The organism is Microbulbifer thermotolerans, assembly GCF_900112305.1.
Lineage (GTDB): Bacteria > Pseudomonadota > Gammaproteobacteria > Pseudomonadales > Cellvibrionaceae > Microbulbifer > Microbulbifer thermotolerans.
This window is the reverse complement of sequence record NZ_FOKT01000002.1, coordinates 415102-432283: the sequence shown is the minus strand read 5'-3', so window position 1 is coordinate 432283 and position 17182 is coordinate 415102. Positions and strand designations below refer to the sequence as shown.

Genomic DNA, 17182 nt, shown 5'->3' with positions numbered 1-17182 from the left:
CAGTGCTTACTCATATTATTCAGTGGCTGCGAGAGGTTCCTTGGCGGCAGCCGCCCGGGCTCGCTGCAGTAGCCGCTCTATGCCGCGTGCTGCCGCCGTGAAACCGAAGGTGCCTGTGACCATGGTGGCGGCGCCAAAACCGCCGCTGCAGTCGAGTTTTACTCCGTCCTGCATAACACTTTTCTGCTGGCAGACACGGCCGTCCGGTTGGGGATAAACCATGGGTTCCCTGGAATAGATCGCGTCGACCCCGAATTGGCGCTTGCTGGACTTTTGAAAGTTGTGGAAGCGATACAAATGGCTGCGCACCTTGGCCAGCATGGGATCGTTGGTCGTCCGGCCCAGGTCGGCGCTGTCGATCAGGCGAGGATCCCGCTTGCCGCCGGCCGAGCCGACCGTAACGAGCCTCAGTTTGCGGGCCTTGCAGTAGGCGATCAGTGCAGCCTTGACCCGAGCTGCGTCTATGGCATCAATGACCACATCGATGGGGCGCCTGTATGGATCGAGCAGCTCGGAGAAATTGTCCGCGGCGATAAACTCTTCTTCCGTGTGTACCTTGATCTCCGGGTTGATCTTGCGGAGCCGCTGCGCCATGACATCCACCTTGATGCGGCCGATGGTGTCGGTGAGAGCGTGACTCTGCCGGTTGCTGTTGGTGATACAGACGTCGTCCAGATCAATCAAAGTGATACGTCCGACGCCACTTCTGGCCAAGGCCTCGGCTGTCCAACTGCCGACGCCACCTACCCCGATCACTACGAAGTGGGCGCTATGCAATATCGGTAGGGCATCTTCACCGTAGAGGCGGGCGATACCGCCAAAGCGTTGCAGGTACTGCTCAGTCAACATCTATCTCTTCCAGAAACCGCGCTAATTCCCCAGGGGATGGCAGTCGGCACTCGTTGCGCTTACCGAACAGGCGGTAGCGGTTGCGGGCCACTGCGTCGTAGACAAAATTCCGCAGTCTTACAGGGAGCCGGCGCAACAGCGTCAAATGGCGCCAAGGGACGGGCAGTTGTGCGAAGATGCGCAATACCGCCTCGCTCTTGTGGTAATCCCGGTAGCCATCTGTGCCCCGTTCCAGCAGTATGACCGTCTCGTAAGTGTCCAGAGGCAGTCCGAGTTGCGCCAGCAATTGTTGGCCGGCGGGGGATTGTACACGGCAAAGGATGAAGATGCCTCTCTTGTCATGCGTGAGGATAAATCGGCTCCACCCATTGCAGAGGTTGCAGAGGCTGTCGAAGAGGATGATTCGGTCCGGAAGTTTCTCGGGCACGGCTGCTTGAGGCCAGTGATTGCGTGCCTTGGAATGCTATCTGGAGACGTATTGCGGAGTAAAGGGCGCGGCGGAATTGCCGCCGCGCAGATGTATCAGTGCACGTGGCCGTGCTCGATCTCTTCCTGGGTGGCCTCGCGTACAGAAATTACCTCGATATCGAAGTGCAGTTCTACTCCGGCCAGGGGATGGTTGCCGTTGATGGTGACGTTGTCACCGTCGATATCGATGATCTCTACTTCGATCGGCTGGCCTTCTGCGCCCTGGGCGTGGAACGCCATCCCAACTTCGAGTTCGTCGACACCGCCGAAGGCGGCGCGCGGCAGTGTTTGGATGAGAGCGGGGTTCTGGGGGCCGTAGGCATCTTCCGGTGGCACTACCGCGGTAAATTTGTCTCCTGCGGATTTGTCCAGCATTTCCTTTTCCAGGCCGGGAATGATGTTGCCCACACCCTGCAGGTATTTGAACGGTTGGCCGCCGGAGGAGGAGTCAATGACTGTACCTTCTGCGTCTTTGAGGGTGTAGTGCATCTCCACTACGGAGTGGTTGGCAATTTTCATGAGAACTCTCTGGAAATGATGACAGGTGGGTTGAATAGCGCTTACCGGATGCGGTAACAAACGGAAGATAAGGCTGTGAAACCACCATTGTATTGAGGGTTCCGCCCAATCGCAAGAGCGGAACCGGCGTTAACAGGCGATGGAAAGGTGCTGCTCACAACGGTCGTAAAGACCGCCCGCGGTTTTCACCAGCTGCTTGCTCAGTTGCCAGGAAAATCCCAGCTCCAACAGGCGCGCTTCTATGTATTCGAGCAGTGCCTCGAACAGGGCGGGATTTAAACCGCGGGCGAGAAAGTTGGCGCGGTGACTGAGCACGGGTTCCGGCTGAGCGGAGAGTGCGTGATTGATAAATTGGGCTTGGCGACTTTGCTGCTTTTTGTGATCGCAGGCTTCGAAAGAGGAGAGCTGGCGGCCGATGACCTGATAGAATTCGCTGACTGTCTGGTTGACAAACTGAGTGCCACCAACCTGATCCAACAGGCATTTCATAAGACTTCCCCCCGGCGAGAAGTTAACTTGGACAAAATTGTTAGTGTTTGCGTTGAGCCGGCAACTGTCGTATGTAAATAATCGCTCGGATTCGCGGCTCCACGGCGGTACCTCTTTATGGGGTGGAGCCTAAGGCATCTGCCCTGTGCTGCCAACGCGCTTTAAGAAAATTGTCATCATGTTCGACGGGTTGTCAGCGAAGGAAAAATAGCGGGTTTAAGGTCTTCGGCGCTGTATTTTTTGCAGCGTTTTTCGGTGATCAGGAAATTCAGTAACTTGGCGTGTAAAGGTGGTGAGTTTTGTAAGCAAGCATGCTGGAAGGCTGTCGTTGGTGGTGCGTGCTTTCCGCTCCTTCGCACAGTGTTTTTACATTGGTTGTGCCACATTGTGCGCCGCTCATTGGATCTACGATACGGTGGCTGCGACGCGCGCCACTCATAACAAACTGTTAGACTCAGTGGTCGAACGTTTTTTTCACAGTTGATACCGAGGTACTGTATGGCGAGCATTTTCACGAAAATTATCAATGGTGAGTTGCCTGGGCATTTCGTCTGGCGCGATGACAAAGCAGTGGCCATTATGACCATTGCTCCGATCAAGCCCGGACATTGTTTGGTGATTCCCGTGCAGGAGGTGGATCATTGGGACGATGTGCCCGCTGATCTGGCAGCCCATCTGATGCAGGTGGCACAGAAGGTGGCCAAGGGACTCAAAGCGGTTTATTCACCGAAGCGGGTGGGGGTTATGGTGGCGGGCTTGGAAGTGCCTCATACCCACCTGCATTTGATTCCGGTGGATGCGCTCGAGGACTTTGACTTTTCCCTACAGAAGCCCACCGAGGCGGAGCAGCTCGCCGCCGAGTCGCAAAAGATTCGTGCCGCTCTCAAAGAGCTGGGGTACGCTGAGGCGGAGTGTGGTTAAGGGAGCGAACGCATCTATCTGAGCCTGAGCGCTTTAGATAGGTCAGGGAGGCTCGGGTGGTGGGATAGGTATCCTATCACCTGAGCTTCTCTCCCGACTGAGGAGTATCTTTATTTCTCCAGAACGAATGAAACAAAAGCTCCTTTTTTTTGCCAGAGGTGCATCCTATTGCCCCCATTGGCGCGTCTATCACGCATAGCAACAGTAATTTGATGCGAGAGGAAACCATGGCTGTGAACAAGAGTTGTTCATCCCTGCTGATAGCTCTGCTGCTGATTTTCGCAGCCCCCGTTAGGGTCGCCGCAGAGGACGAGACCGCGAGCAAGCGGTTCGACGTGTCGGGCTTTACCCGTATTGCCCTCGAGGGTAGTTCCCAGGTGCAGATTGTCCAGGGGGACCACTATGAAGTGGTGGCCACCGGTCCAGCAGATGCCATGGCCTATGCCAAAGCGGAAGTGCGGGGCGATACATTGGAGCTGTCAGTGGAGGCGGAAAAGAAAAGTTGGTTCGGCGTTATCACGGTCAGCATCGACCCCGGTGTTGAATATCGAGTGACCATGCCGGTAATAGAGGGGGTCAAAGTGGCGGGTTCCGGTGCAGCGCGAGCGGAAACCCTGGAAAGTAAAGATCTGGAATTGCGGGTGACAGGCTCCGGCTCCATCCGGATAGACAAGGTCGCCGCAGAAGCGCTATCCGCCTCGGTGACCGGCTCCGGGGACCTGTCGGCAGGCACTGTTCTTGCGGTGAACGGCCAGGCTGCCATCATGGGATCAGGCGACTTGCGCATGGATAACTTCGTCGGTGAGCAGCTCACCGCCAGTATCAAAGGGTCTGGTGACATGGCGGTCGGTGGACGTGTGGTCGATTTGCAGATCAATCTGATGGGGTCCGGCGACTTCATCGGGCGCCGTTTGCACGCGGATATTGCCGTCGGCTCGGTGATGGGCTCCGGTGATATCGTGATCCGCCGTCCGGCCAAGGATTCCTTTTCGGTCATGGGGTCGGGTGACGTGGCTCTGATTGACTGATTCGGTGCAGCGAATAATTATGGCGCCTGCCATTGAGCTGGTGCCTTTTTTATATCCAGCTGATCACACCAGGACGCATAGTCCTGCCCATCTAGTCCAGACACGGAATTGCAAATGAGCGAGCGCGACGCCAGTTTTGATTCAGGGCGCGGTCGGCGTGTAAAACACAGGCTGCGCCGACTGCACCGCGAGGTGCGTGACAAGTCGCTGTGGGTCGCGGAACGACTGCTGGATCGCCGGGTTTGTGTGGGGATTACCGGCTTGAGCGGTGCCGGAAAATCCACTCTGCTCACCAGCCTCATCTATCAGCTCAGCCATCCACAAAAAGCACAACTGCCAGGATTCGCGCCAGCGCTAAACGGCGATTTACTGGGGGCTGAACTAAAGCCTGCGCTGGATTCCGGTTTACCCCCCTTCGACTATGAACAGTGCCTTGCGGCACTGATGTCACAGCCCCCACGTTGGCCTGAGAGTACGCGGGAAGAATCGGCGATGGAGCTACATATCCATTTGCGTCGTCGCCGGCATCTTACTGGTCGAGACACCAAGACATTGATTCTGGAGCTGCGGGACTACCCCGGTGAGTGGTTGATGGACCTGCCACTACTGCGGATGGACTACAGGGATTGGTGCAGGCATCAAGCCCACCTCATCGGCACAGATAGTCGCGCCGGGCTGGCGCCCCAACTGATATCAGAGTTGGCGGCGCTGGACCCAGGTGCTACCGCTCAACCCGCGCGCCTAGAGGCGCTCTGGCAAGATTATCGTCAATTTCTGCTCGATTGCCGCGGTCAGCGCAAACTTTCCTACCTGCAGCCAGGGCGGGCCCTGCTCGACCGGGAAAACTATGGTCTGGTGCCTATGCTGGACCTCCGAGGTTACAGTTCTGAGCAGCTGGAGGCCTTGTCGGAAGAGACTAACTATCAATTTTTGGCGCAGCGCTACCGAGATTATGTGCGTAAACGGGTGGTGCCTTTCGTCGAGAATCATTTTCGACACTTGGACCGGCAACTGGTGTTGGTGGATATGATCGGGACCCTGTTTGCCGGTGAACAGGCGCTGGACGATATGCGTTTGGCCTTTGATCACATTGCCGATACTTTCCGCTATGGGCAGTCCGGCTTTTTGCGCAAGCTCTGGCGCCCGCGGGTGGATCGTCTGCTGTTTGCCGCCACAAAGGCGGATCAAGTGCTGGCTGCAGACCACGATAACCTGCGGCAGCTGCTTGGCCAGCAACTGCTACAGGCCTTTGCTGGCGCGCGACACCGGGGGCTGCCGCTCTACTGCGAAGCAATAGCCGCTGTGCGCTGTTCTAATGAAGGGGTACGCAATGGACGGCGAATGTTGATGGGGCACGACCTGGAAGGGCGTTACCTGGGGTTTGAAAACGCGGAAATCTGCGCCCAGGTTCCTCGCGATGGCGAGGCGTGGAATCATTACTCCGGCACGGCGCCTCCACAGTTGCGCCCGCCTGCAGGGATGGCCGCTGGCGGTTGTATCCCACATATTCGCGTCGATGCTCTGCTTAATCTGTTGCTGGGAGACAAAGTCTGATGAGTGGCGAACAAAAGCCAAAGCTTCGGCAGACCCGCATTGAACCCTTAGAGGAAGTGGAGAGCGTATCGCGCCATCGGGATTCCACCCGAGTGGAAACATTAGGGGAGGGCGGTGAGGAGCTGCCGCGCTCCATTACTACCGGTGAATCCCTGCCGGATAAGACCTCATTCTCAGAACTGCGTTTGCCACGGTACCGCTTGCGTTTCTGGAAGCCTGCGCTAGTTGCGGCACTGGGACTGGCCATTGGCGCTGTTGTCTGGGAGTTGCGCGATCTCTACAACTGGGCAGCGGACAAGCACTGGAGCTTGGGGCTGCTTGCCGGAACAGTAATTGCGAGTTTTTGCCTCGTCATTGTTAGTGCGGTGTGGGAGTATTTTAGCGCTGGCAGACCGTTGCGCGAATTACACAAGACCAGGGAGCTGGCCGCGCAATTACGCGACTGCCGCAGTTATGAGGAAACGCTGCCATTTCGTCGTCAATTGCGGGATCATTTCGCCGGTAAACCCCAGGGAGTATTGTTGAGCCGGGTGTTGGAGGAGGCGCCAGACTACTATGACAGCAGCGAACTGCTTCAGCACCTGGAAGTTACTTTTTTAGAAGCGCTGGATCAGGAGGCATTGCGCCGCATTGTGCGCCACGGCACCACCACTGGCGCATTGGTGGGGCTGAGCCCTTTTGCCAGTCTCGATATCCTGGTGGCGCTGCGTCAGTCGCTCCGTATGATTGACGATGTGGCACAGATCTACGGTGTGCGCCCTTCACTGGTAGTGCGTTGGCGACTATTTAAGCAGGTGTTGGCACTGGTCGCCTATAGTGGTGCGAGTGAATATGCGGTCAGTGAACTGTGGCCCGAATTAGTCGGTGACAGTGTCCTCAATACCTTGTCTGCGCGTCTGGGGCAGGGTATGGGAGCCAGCCTGTTTATGGCCCGCATCGGCCTGGCTGCTATGCAAAGTTGCAGACCGATCCCCTTTGCTGATAAGTGCCGCCCGCGCCTGGGCACCCTGGCCAAGCGCATAGCAGCGAGCCTTAGTGAACGGGTATTGAGGGGCAAGGGCGATGGCCGTACTGGGGTAGAGTCGGGGGATACTCAACAGGCACCTGCAGGACGCTAGTAAGATCGAACCTCAGGGAATCTCCGATTTGTTTGCGAGAGTGCGGGATTGGTTTGGGATAGTGTCTGGCTCTTTTTGCAGAAGAGCCGTGCGGAACTCAGAGTAGTAAGCGGGCGGCCGGAACTGGCTGCCCGCACGACATTCCGAATTACTGAAACTGCTTTTTCATCAGCATGCGGGTATGGTGCTGATCGATCAACTTGGCTAGCGTTTCATACCGGCGCTTGATAAAAGGTGTCGGGTTGTTATTGCCCGTTTCGTCGGGGTATTCCACGCCTTGCCTGACATGTTGCAACTCCTTGGCCAGAGCGTCTATAGCCGCAAAAATGTCATTGGTGGTCTTTTCACTGTAAAAGAGATAATTCTTCCCTGTATCGAGTAGATAGTCGTTACATTCGCCGAGCCAGGCGGAACGCTGCTCCAGGAAGTGAATAGTGTTGCGAATGCCGCCCTTGTACTCTGGGCTGAAGTGCTCGTTGATGTACTTGCCCAGACTGCGCATCCCTGAGTCGATAAACTGTTCGACCAGACCGTCACAGTATTCCTCACTCAGGTAGGACGGGTGGGTTTTGGCATTGCTGACGCTGCTGACCAGCAGCAGACAGGCAAACCAGAGAACTCGCTTGATGTAATTGCTACTGAAGAATCGGGGTTTCATTGTTCTCGCCTACAATTTGTTGTTCTTGCTGGTGGCTATTTTATTCGTTAAAGCACCCTGTTCTCAGAATCAGGTCGCTTTTGTGAAAAACATCACATGGATATCGAAAGCATGGGTAGATGTCAACGGGTATGAGGTAAAAAATTGTCAACTTTGTTCTGACTGCATTTTTATGTGTAATCCGCGCTATCGGGCTGGGTAAAAGAATGGCAATTTGTTGCCGTAAACTATTCGCCGCTCCCGCAAAGCGGGCAGTGGCCGCACTTTGAATAGGAGTGATTTGTGGTTGAGTTTGATTTTGATTTGTTTGTCATCGGCGCGGGTTCAGGTGGTGTACGCGCCGCGCGTATGGCGGCTGCGTCCGGCATGAGGGTGGCGGTGGCGGAAGATCGTTATATGGGCGGTACTTGCGTCAATGTCGGTTGTGTGCCGAAGAAACTGTTTGTCTACGGGAGTAGCTACGGAGAAGCCTTTGAAGATTCCGCCGCCTACGGTTGGTGCAACCGCGGAGCAGAGTTTGAGTGGGAGACCTTGCGCAATAATACCGCCAGCGAGGTTGCGCGCCTAAACGGTATTTACCGCAAGTTGCTGGCAGATGCCGGCGTCGCTGTGATCGAGGGGCGGGCGAGCCTTGAGAGCCCCAATGCCGTAGTAGTAAACCAAAAGCAATATACCGCTGAGCGTATCCTCATTGCCACCGGCAGCTGGCCCTTTGTGCCTGACTTTCCCGGGCGCGAACATGTGATAACGTCCAACGAAGTGTTTTCCATGCCTGAATTTCCACAGCGCATGCTTGTTGTGGGCGGAGGTTACATAGCGGTGGAGTTTGCCGGAATTTTCGCCGGTCTTGGTGCGGAAACTCATCTCTCTTACCGACGAGACCTTTTTTTGCGCGGCTTTGACGGCGAAATCCGCGCATTTGTGCGCGAGGAAATGCGCAAAAAAGGGGTGCGGCTGCATTTCAACCACCGCATTTGTGCGATAGACAAGCGGGATAATGGCAGTCTTCTAGTACGTGCAGAAGACGGGTCCACATTAGAAGTGGATGCTGTGCTCTACGCTACTGGGCGACAGGCCAATACCAAGGGATTGGGATTGGAAAAACTCGGTGTGGTATTGCACCGGGATGGAACAATATCCGTGGATGATAACTTCCGCACTAGTGTGCACTCTATCTATGCGCTTGGAGATGTCACAGGAGAACCACAACTGACGCCGGTGGCTTTGGCGGAAGCAATGGCGTTGGTTAAACATCTGCGCACTGGGGAGCCAGTGGAGATGGACTATAACAATATTCCCACCGCCGTTTTTTGCCAGCCGAATATCGGCACGGTAGGTCTCTCGGAGGAGGAAGCGCGGGATTCGGGGATCCCTGTGGTCGTCTACAAGTCGGAGTTCAGACCCATGCGTCACACTGTCAGTGGCCGCGACGAACGGACCCTGATGAAGCTAGTGGTGGACTCGAGAGATGACAGGGTTGTGGGGGTTCACATGGTGGGGCAGGACGCTGGAGAAATTATCCAGGGCATGGCGATTGCGCTAAAAGCCGGAGCCACCAAAAAGACGTTTGACCAGACTGTCGGAATTCACCCGACTGCCGCTGAAGAGTTTGTAACCATGCGTACGCCCGCATCTTGATGGGTGCAAAAAAAGGCGGTGCAACTGCACCGCCTTATCGTCTGATCGTGAGTTATTCAGTTGAACTGAGAGCCTGGTGGCGTTGGGCCTTGCGGCGCTCTGTGCGCTTCTTCAGGCAACGCTCGGCAGAGGCAAAGGCATCGCTTACCGCGCGATGAATGGATTCGTTTTCACTTGTGATGGTCACTGGGTTACCGCTGACCGCGAGTTCGACGGAGGCCTTGAACTGCTTGCCTTTGGATTTGTGTTGGTGGGGGGCCTCAAGAACGACGCGGCTTCGTATGATGTCGCCACAATAACGTTCCAGCTTATGTAGTTTTTTCGACACGGTGGTGGCTAGAGCTGCTGACCTGTCGATATCCCGGAACACGATGTTATTGTTCGGCGCAGATTTCATGGGCAAATACCTCCGGTTAAAAGAGACCATGCAGGCCGCCTATAGCGGTTTGCAGAAAGAAGGTAGGGCGCCCTTGAGGGAGTGGTAGGAACCGCCTGTGGAAATCGGAGCACCGGGAACGCAACGAATTTTTGCTGACTGAACAGCTGAGGGTGTTTTACGTCCGGGCCGGCTTCCGCCGGGTTCACTGATCTCCTCCCTGATACCCATAATGCGCCCGTGTAAAAAAAAATCAAGCACCTGGAAGGTAAAATGTCACAAAAACTTAGTAGAGCTGTTATCGCTGTGAAATATGACGCTGAAAAACCGGTGGCTGTAAGCCGAATGTGAATGAATCGGCACCGATCAGTCATTGCCCGGCGGCGGAGCGCTGCGTAAAATTGCGGGCTCGTGCATCGGCTGATCGTCCGGCTGTGCAAAATTTGATCTGCGCATGATTTTTCTATGGACATCACAAAACCAAGTAACAGGTTCTCTATTATGGCGGTAACGAGGTATCGCTCGCTGCTTTTGGCGGGTCTTCTAGCTCTTGGAAGCGCGGTAGCTGTGGCGCAAACACAGGCATCCCTGACGGCGGAGCAAAACCGCTTGGCGCGAATGGAGCAGTCACTGGAAAACCGGCGTGTCGAAGTCGAGGATATTGAAAACGAATTACTTTCCTACGAGTACAAGCTCGAGAAAGCCAGAGAGGCTTTGGACAAAGCCCAGCAGAAATTCGAGGAAAGCCGCCGGGAGCTGCAGCAGGCGGAGCTGGCACATCAACAGCAGGCCAACTCGGATACGGAGCGGGCGCTGAATAAGGCCAAGCATGCTTTCGCTATGGCGGAGAGAGGCGTCGACAGCCGGACCCGCAGGGTAGAGTTCATTCAGTCCAACTACGATGAGCTGCAGGGGCAACTGGAAGCGGGGCGCAAGGCGATCGCGCAGACAGAGGGGCGCCTTGCTGCTCAAAAAGAGAAAGTTGATCAGATGATCAATGCCATGCTTGCGAAAGTTGATACCGCAGAGCGTAAGTCCGCTCCGGTCCGCAGTGCACCTCCGGTGAAAAAACCGCCGTTGCCAGCACCGAAACCCGTGGCTGCCAATACAGATGCGGCGAAAGAGGCTGACATCTCTAAGGGGGCGACAGAGCGCGAAGTGGACCCGGAGCTGCTCGATTACGTTAAGCGCGAGCGTGCCCGTATGGAGAAGCTGCTGGCAGACGGAAAAGAGGGCAAGCATACTTTCCGCTCCCTTGAGTTAAAGCCAGCCAAAGGGGATCCCATTCCCTTTGAGTTTCTCGGTCATAACCAGTACCGTCTGGTAGCGCCTGTAGAGGCGGGTCGGCAGACATATAAAATCAACACCTGGAAGTTTCGCCGCACAATTCCGGCCGATGACGACGGTGAACGCTACGTATTTATATTCGATGGACGGCGCCTTTCCCGGCCGCGCTTGGTAATGTATCCCGAGTATGTGTTGCCTTATCTGGATAAGTGATTAGCTTCTTTTCTCCAAGGCCCGCTGAGTGCGGGCCTTTTTGTGTTTGGGCTAACGCTTGACGGCAATAGTCTTGGGGGCGGGCTCTGATGTTTCCCCTTGAGTGCTGTATAACTGACTCGGTGTGCTCAGGCAAAAGTATTGCCGTTTGGAAGCGGCTTTGTATCCGGCGGTGTCGAAATCTCCTCCCATCACCAGCGCTTCACATGTGGGCGCGAAGCATCTTGGATTGTGAGCAGATAAATCGGCCAGAGGCTTCCTAACTTTTATCGGCTTCCCTCTAGCTCGATAGCGAATAATGACGAGTATCGGCTTCCAGCTTGGGATGTGTGGCTTTTATAGAGCGTTATATTGCCCAGCGACACTGTGATATTCAGTACCTGCGGGCTCAACTCGGCAAAACCATTGCGACTGCGAGCCAGGGTGAAATGAGGTCGGAAGGCGGCCGATTCGGGTTTCATGTCCAGGCTCAGCATCAGCTGTCGGCACGTTTCGTGCATTCGTTGTAGGTCTGGATTGTTTGCGAGTTCGGCAGCGAGTCCGGGGGAGTGCGGGTGTGGGAAGGAGGCTATCGAGTTTATTTGGCCATAACAGGCGGGCAGATAGGAGCCAATCTGCGTCAGTTGTTCCCGGATAAGGGGGATTAGTTTGTCGGGGGTTGCTCCGAGGAAGGCCAGCGTCAGGTGGCGGTTTTCAGGCTTAGTCCAGCGAACCTGCTTGCATTTTTTCGTTCCTAGTTGTTGCCGGCACTGCTCCACTAGTTCATCAAGCCGCTGCTGTGTGTCTTGGTCCGGACGGACACCGATGAACAAGCGCGATATTCCCTTATCCAATTCTTTTGTTTTTTTTTGCATTTTTCCTCTCTCGCCACTTGAAACTCTATTGTTAGGCCTTATCTATATGGCATGGGAGGCAGGCTCTGCATAGAGGTGTCTCTCAAACCGCCCGGTCTTTAGACGGGCACAACGTAAATATTGCTCTGAATTGAGGATATGACAATGCGAACTCTCGATTTTTCTCCCCTCTACCGCTCCGCAATTGGCTTTGACCGTATGGCAAATCTGCTCGATGCAATGCTTACCAGTGAGCAGAAGCAGCCGACCTATCCCCCTTATGATATAGAACTGACAGGGGAGGATAGCTACCGTATCACCATGGCAGTGGCCGGTTTCGAGCAATCGGAATTGGATATTCAAGTGGAGCAGAACCGCCTGACCGTAAGTGGTAAAAAGGCAGAGGAAAAGCAACAGCGCAACTACCTGCACCGCGGCATCGCCGCGCGCAATTTTGAACGGCGCTTTCAGCTTGCCGATCATGTTAAAGTGACCGATGCGAAACTTGCCAATGGGCTGTTACATATCGAACTGGTGCGCGAAATTCCGGAAGCAATGAAGCCGCGCAAGATTGAAATTACCGAGGGCAACCTGTTGCAGCACAATGACCAGGACAGAAAGGCCGAGGCTGCCGCCTGATTTGGCCGACCATTGCCCGCTGTGCCGCCAACCGGCGGCACAGTTTTATCACCGTGACAGATCTCGCGATTACCTCCAATGTAAGCGTTGTGCACTGGTTTTTGTGCCTTCAGAATTTCATCTGCCTCCGGAACAGGAGCGGGCCTATTACGATCTTCATGAGAACTCCCTACAGGACCAAGGTTATCGGCGTTTTTTGAGCCGCTGCGCAAATCCGCTCGTGGCAGAATTGCGGCCCGGCAGTGAAGGACTGGACTTTGGTTGTGGCCCCGCGCCGCTTTTGGCGCGAATGCTCGAAGAGGCAGGGCATCGAGTGGCGCTGTATGATGCGTACTATATGCCGAATCCCGCGGTGATGCGGAAACCCTATGATTTTATTGTTTCCACGGAGGTGGTGGAGCACCTTGCGTCACCGGGAGCAGAATTGCAGCGCTTGTGGGGCTGCCTCAAGCCCGGAGGACTGTTGGCACTGATGACCAAGCTGGTTATTTCGCCTGAGCGCTTTACCACTTGGCACTATATTCGCGATCCCACACATATCTGTTTTTTCAGTGCGCACACTTTCCGCTGGCTGGCGGATTGGCTGTCGGCAGAACTAAATTTCGTTGCCAGTGATGTGATTTTTTTGCGCAAAAAATTTCCGGGCTAAACACAATATGCATGCGGGTCGGCTAGGTCGGGTCCCATCACTTGTGTTCCTGGCGTAGGTGGGAGTCTCCTCACGTCTCCAGAGCGAATGTATCAGAGATATATTTTGTGTCCGCTCGTCAAGTATCCACCCGAAAGAGCTTTGCGCGTACAGTGGTGCGGTATTCACTCGGTGTGGTGGAGAGGAATTTTTTGAAGAGCGCGGTAAAATGCCCCATATCCTGGTAGCCCACCTTTTCCGCAATCTCGTTTACCGAGAGATTGGTTGATTGCAGCAGCTCTCGCGCCATATCTACACGTACATTTTGCAGATACTGGAGTGGCGTCTGTCCAGTGGCGAGTTTAAAGCGGCGGTTGAAAGAACGCACGCTCATCTCAAATCGCTTGGCGACAGTGCTCAGGCGAATATCCTCGCTGCAGTGCTCCTTGAGCCAGGTTTGTGCTTGGATAATGTCTTCGTCGGGGTGTAGCTGTACTGCGCCCTCTGAATAAGCGATTTCCTCAAAAGGACGCCGTATTTCGTGGGAGAAATTGCGTTCAACATGGCTGGCGACCGCGGGGCCGTACAATTGGCGGATCAAGTAGACGGTGACATCTGCCAGCGCGTTGACGCTCGCGGCGCAGAAAAGCTTGTCGGCCCGGGTAATAAAGTATTGGCGCTTCAGCTTGATTTGCGGATAGTCTGTGGCAAAGCGCTCGAAGTAGTGCCAGTGTGTAGTGGCGGGTTTACCGTCGAGCAATCCGGCCTCGGCGAGAAAGCAGACACCGGTGCCTACCGCACTGATGGCTGCGCCCGCCTCCGCCTGGTCGCGAAGCCACTTCAGCAACGGTCCGCTGCGTTTGAGTGCGGGGCGTGGATTGCGCCACAGGGCGGGAATATAGATGAGGTCACTGTCCGGTGTGTTTGCCAGAGGCGCGTCCGGAGTAAACGAGAAGCCGGAACTGGTGGTGACTGGTTTTCCGTCTTGGCTGGTGGTAACCAGTCGCATTGCAGGGCCTTCGCCCTCGACACGGGCGCGGCTCTCGGCGCCACGCAGCATTTCCAGTGGCAACACCGTGCCAGTGGCGAGCATCTGGTCTATCAACAGGAAGGTGACTGTACGCATTACATCTCAGTCCGAATTGGGCTCGTGGCCAAAAACTCATTTTTGCTGGCCAGTATGCCCATAACTCGGCCGAATCGCCACCCCCTAAACTGACCCTGTTTGGAATTCGTTAGTTTTCAGCGCTTTGCTGGAGGTCAGGATGCAGCGCCTTCCCGTAATTACCGCCTTTGGTGGCTATAACCCCGCCGGCCGCAGTTCCTTTCACCGCGGCTATCGTCGTCTGGTGCTGGACAAGCTCAGTGCCGCGGATCGAACCGATACCCTATCCGATCTGGCGGTTTTGATGGGGCTGCGCTCCGGTTCAGAGGCTAACACCCCCCTGGATCCGGCCTTGGAGCAGCAGGTGTTGAACGGCACTTTGGTGCGGGAATTGGAAAAGCGCTATTACGATTACCGCAATTGCCACTTTCACCAGCCGGCGGACTTGAAAGGCGTAGAGGCCCTGACTTTTGAAATGTCTGCGCGTCAGCTTCCGGATCCGCTGCCGGCAGATTGGCAGGTCGAGTCTCTCGGTGATGGCCGTGTGCGGGTGCGCGCGGAACGCCTGTCGGTGATGCTGGACAGCTATCGCGAGATTCCGGTGGCCGCGGCCGGCCAACTGCCGACCGGGTTTGAACCGGGAGAGCGGTACAATTCGCGCTTCCACCCCCGAGGGCTGCAGCTGGCCATTTTGGGGGCATCCGACGCGGTACAGTCCCTTGGTATTGACTGGGACGCCGTGGCCGCTGCCGCCGGGCCGGATAAGATCTCCGTTTACGCCAGTTCCGCCATGAGTCAATTGGATCCCTACGGTAATGGCGGCTTGTTGCAGTCTCGTCTGCGCGGGAGTCGGGTCAGTTCCAAGCAGCTGGCGCTTGGGTTGACCAGTATGCCTGCAGACTTTGTCAACGCCTATGTGCTGGGCAGTGTGGGCACTACCGGCGCTGTCGCTGGCGCTTGTGCCACCTACCTCTATAACCTGCGCTCTGCAGTGGAGGATATCCGCTCCGGTCGCGCCCGTGTGGCTGTGGTAGGCGCTGCGGAAGCGCCGCTGGTGCCAGAGGTTGTGGATGGTTATGCAACCATGGGTGCCTTGGCAAATGTCGATGGCCTGCGCAAAATTTTCGACGGTGAGATCGATTACCGGCGCGCAAGCCGTCCCTTCGGGGAAAACTGCGGTTTTACGCTGGGGGAGGGCAGTCAATGGGTTATTCTGATGGACGATGCCCTGGCCCTGGAGCTGGGCGCGAATATCCACGGCGCCGTAGCCAATGTGTTTGTCAATGCGGATGGGACCAAGAAGTCCATTTCCGCGCCTGGGCCGGGCAACTACCTGACTATGGCGCGGGCAATGGCGGAAGCTCGTGCCATCGTCGGTGAAGAAAGCCTTAGGAAGCGCAGTTTTGTGCAGGCGCACGGTTCCAGTACGCCTCAGAACAGGGTGACCGAGTCGGCGATCTTTGATCGGCTGGCGGGCGCTTTCGGCATTGAAAATTGGCCTGTGTGTGCAGTCAAGGCGTTTCTCGGCCACACGGTGGCAGCCGCCAGCGGCGATCAATTGATCACCAGCCTGGGTATATTTGACCGTGGTATTTTGCCTGGCATCACCACGATAGACCGGGTGGCTGACGATGTTAGTTGCAAGAACCTGGATATCCCCCTCCAGCACTCCGAGCGGGATCCGGAATCTCTGGATGTGGCCTTCCTCAACTCCAAGGGATTCGGCGGCAACAATGCCACCGCCTGCGTACTGGCGCCGCACCTGGTGCGACGCATGCTTGCCAAGCGCCACGGGGCGGCTGTGATGCGAGATCACGCCAATCGCAATGAGGTGGTGGGGGAGAAGTCCCTAAACTACGACACCCGCGCCAGCCAGGGAGACCTCTGTGCCATCTATCGCTTCGGCGAAGGGTTGGTGGACGAGTCCGAAATAGATATTTCTACGGAACGCCTGGTGCTGCCCGGAGTTCCGCCGGTGGAACTTCCGGATATCAATCCGTTTGCGGATATGGTTTGATCCTGCCCTGTGGCCAGGTACTCATCTTTGCGGCACACTGGCCACATTACCATTAGAGTCACCAGGCGATCCCATGAGCATGGATTCTGTGATTCAGCGGCCAGAGGTCCAGGACGGCGATGATGTGGGTGTGCGGCTGAAGGCTGTGCGTAAGATGCATGGGTTATCCCAGCGCGAACTCGCCAAGCGAGCCGGGGTAACCAATGCGACCATCTCTCTGATTGAACAGGGCCGCGTTAGCCCTTCGGTTGGATCTCTAAAAAAGGTGCTCGATGGGATTCCAATGTCCCTCGCGGACTTTTTCACGTTGCGTTTTGACGACAATCCACAGGTTTTCTTTCGCGCCGAGGAGATGCCCAATGTGGGCACAGGCCCCATTCAGTACCGATTGCTGGGAGTGACCAACAGCAAGCGAAAGATGTCCATTCTCTACGAGGTCTATCCCCCGGGGCAGGACACTGGCCCCGATCTTCTGAGTCATGAAGGCGAAGAAGGTGGAATAGTGGTGGCCGGAGAGTTGGAGGTAACTGTGGGAGGTGAGGTCGCCTTGCTAGGGCCGGGTGATGGCTACTACTTCAACAGCCGAAGGCCGCATCGTTTCCGTAATCCTGGAGAGTCTGACTGCATACTAGTCAGTGCAAATTCTCCTCCGAGCGTCTAATTCTCATCATCAGTCGGTAAGTCAACGCAGGCGGCGCCAGGCGGATACTCCACTGTCGCCTGGGAATGTAGACTTGCTCCGTTCTCCGCGCCCCCGTCCGCTGTCGGGCTGGTGCATATATGACCCACGGCATCTATGGTGCCATTCAAAATGTAGGGAAATGGTATTCAAACAAATGTTT

The 17182-nt window shown here is 55.8% G+C and carries 18 protein-coding genes; 10 read left to right on the top strand and 8 right to left on the bottom strand.

What is annotated here, in order from left to right; all coding sequences use genetic code 11:
* Positions 1-15: 15 nt before the first annotated feature.
* From tcdA to BM155_RS04340, 4 genes are all read right to left on the bottom strand, one after another.
* Positions 16-849 carry a tRNA cyclic N6-threonylcarbamoyladenosine(37) synthase TcdA gene (tcdA, locus tag BM155_RS04355; RefSeq protein WP_067153681.1) on the bottom strand — a complete coding sequence of 278 codons (834 nt, stop codon included), beginning with the start codon at positions 847-849 and terminating at the stop codon, positions 16-18.
* Complete coding sequence (locus BM155_RS04350) at positions 839-1276, bottom strand: thiol-disulfide oxidoreductase DCC family protein (protein ID WP_067153679.1); 438 nt, start codon at positions 1274-1276, stop codon at positions 839-841. The genes tcdA and BM155_RS04350 overlap by 11 nt, the downstream gene beginning before the upstream one ends.
* A gap of 95 nt (positions 1277-1371) precedes the next feature.
* Positions 1372-1836, bottom strand: coding sequence for an FKBP-type peptidyl-prolyl cis-trans isomerase (locus BM155_RS04345; RefSeq protein ID WP_067153677.1), 465 nt, complete (start codon positions 1834-1836; stop codon positions 1372-1374).
* A 129-nt stretch (positions 1837-1965) separates the two neighbouring features.
* Positions 1966-2325 (bottom strand): globin family protein, encoded by a 360-nt coding sequence (locus tag BM155_RS04340; RefSeq protein WP_067153675.1) that lies wholly within the window; start codon positions 2323-2325, stop codon positions 1966-1968.
* 498 nt (positions 2326-2823) lie between these two features.
* Between BM155_RS04340 and BM155_RS04335 the strand changes: the two genes are divergently transcribed.
* The 4 genes from BM155_RS04335 to BM155_RS04320 all read left to right on the top strand — a co-directional run bounded on the left by BM155_RS04335 (position 2824) and on the right by BM155_RS04320 (position 6946).
* Entirely contained in the window at positions 2824-3246 is a 423-nt protein-coding gene (locus tag BM155_RS04335; RefSeq protein ID WP_067153673.1) for an HIT family protein, read from the top strand.
* Positions 3247-3473: 227 nt separating this feature from the next.
* A complete protein-coding gene (locus BM155_RS04330; RefSeq protein WP_139223131.1) occupies positions 3474-4274 on the top strand; it encodes a GIN domain-containing protein in 801 nt (266 codons plus the stop codon).
* A 114-nt stretch (positions 4275-4388) separates the two neighbouring features.
* Positions 4389-5828 carry a YcjX family protein gene (locus BM155_RS04325; RefSeq protein WP_083421076.1) on the top strand — a complete coding sequence of 480 codons (1440 nt, stop codon included), beginning with the start codon at positions 4389-4391 and terminating at the stop codon, positions 5826-5828.
* A complete protein-coding gene (locus tag BM155_RS04320; protein WP_074901227.1) occupies positions 5828-6946 on the top strand; it encodes a TIGR01620 family protein in 1119 nt (372 codons plus the stop codon). Before BM155_RS04325 ends, BM155_RS04320 begins: the two co-directional genes overlap by 1 nt.
* Positions 6947-7094: 148 nt before the next feature.
* Here the strand turns inward: BM155_RS04320 and BM155_RS04315 are convergent, their stop codons facing one another.
* A complete protein-coding gene (locus BM155_RS04315) occupies positions 7095-7604 on the bottom strand; it encodes a hypothetical protein (protein ID WP_067153666.1) in 510 nt (169 codons plus the stop codon).
* 282 nt (positions 7605-7886) lie between these two features.
* Between BM155_RS04315 and gorA the strand changes: the two genes are divergently transcribed.
* A complete protein-coding gene (gene gorA / locus BM155_RS04310) occupies positions 7887-9242 on the top strand; it encodes a glutathione-disulfide reductase (RefSeq protein WP_074901225.1) in 1356 nt (451 codons plus the stop codon).
* A gap of 52 nt (positions 9243-9294) precedes the next feature.
* Here gorA and hpf read toward each other — a convergent pair whose 3' ends face one another.
* Positions 9295-9639 carry a ribosome hibernation-promoting factor, HPF/YfiA family gene (gene hpf, locus BM155_RS04305; RefSeq protein ID WP_067153662.1) on the bottom strand — a complete coding sequence of 115 codons (345 nt, stop codon included), beginning with the start codon at positions 9637-9639 and terminating at the stop codon, positions 9295-9297.
* 546 nt (positions 9640-10185) lie between these two features.
* On the opposite strand from hpf, the gene BM155_RS04300 reads away from it, so the two are divergent.
* Positions 10186-11118, top strand: coding sequence for a coiled-coil domain-containing protein (locus BM155_RS04300; protein WP_074901223.1), 933 nt, complete (start codon positions 10186-10188; stop codon positions 11116-11118).
* A gap of 266 nt (positions 11119-11384) precedes the next feature.
* Here the strand turns inward: BM155_RS04300 and thpR are convergent, their stop codons facing one another.
* Complete coding sequence (gene thpR / locus BM155_RS04295; RefSeq protein ID WP_074901221.1) at positions 11385-11972, bottom strand: RNA 2',3'-cyclic phosphodiesterase; 588 nt, start codon at positions 11970-11972, stop codon at positions 11385-11387.
* A 144-nt stretch (positions 11973-12116) separates the two neighbouring features.
* Here thpR and BM155_RS04290 point away from each other — a divergent pair, with 144 nt between their 5' ends.
* Positions 12117-12590: an Hsp20 family protein gene (locus BM155_RS04290; protein ID WP_067153656.1), complete on the top strand. Its 474-nt coding sequence runs from the start codon at positions 12117-12119 to the stop codon at positions 12588-12590.
* Positions 12556-13239, top strand: a complete 684-nt coding sequence (locus BM155_RS17675) for a class I SAM-dependent methyltransferase (RefSeq protein ID WP_067153654.1) — start codon at positions 12556-12558, stop codon at positions 13237-13239. Before BM155_RS04290 ends, BM155_RS17675 begins: the two co-directional genes overlap by 35 nt.
* Positions 13240-13357: 118 nt before the next feature.
* Here BM155_RS17675 and BM155_RS04280 read toward each other — a convergent pair whose 3' ends face one another.
* Positions 13358-14344 carry a GlxA family transcriptional regulator gene (locus tag BM155_RS04280; RefSeq protein WP_067153652.1) on the bottom strand — a complete coding sequence of 329 codons (987 nt, stop codon included), beginning with the start codon at positions 14342-14344 and terminating at the stop codon, positions 13358-13360.
* A gap of 139 nt (positions 14345-14483) precedes the next feature.
* Here BM155_RS04280 and BM155_RS04275 point away from each other — a divergent pair, with 139 nt between their 5' ends.
* Both BM155_RS04275 and BM155_RS04270 read left to right on the top strand, forming a co-directional pair.
* Positions 14484-16340 (top strand): beta-ketoacyl synthase, encoded by a 1857-nt coding sequence (locus BM155_RS04275; RefSeq protein ID WP_067153650.1) that lies wholly within the window; start codon positions 14484-14486, stop codon positions 16338-16340.
* Between the two features lie 73 nt (positions 16341-16413).
* Positions 16414-17001, top strand: coding sequence for a cupin domain-containing protein (locus BM155_RS04270; RefSeq protein WP_231902335.1), 588 nt, complete (start codon positions 16414-16416; stop codon positions 16999-17001).
* Positions 17002-17182 lie beyond the last annotated feature (181 nt).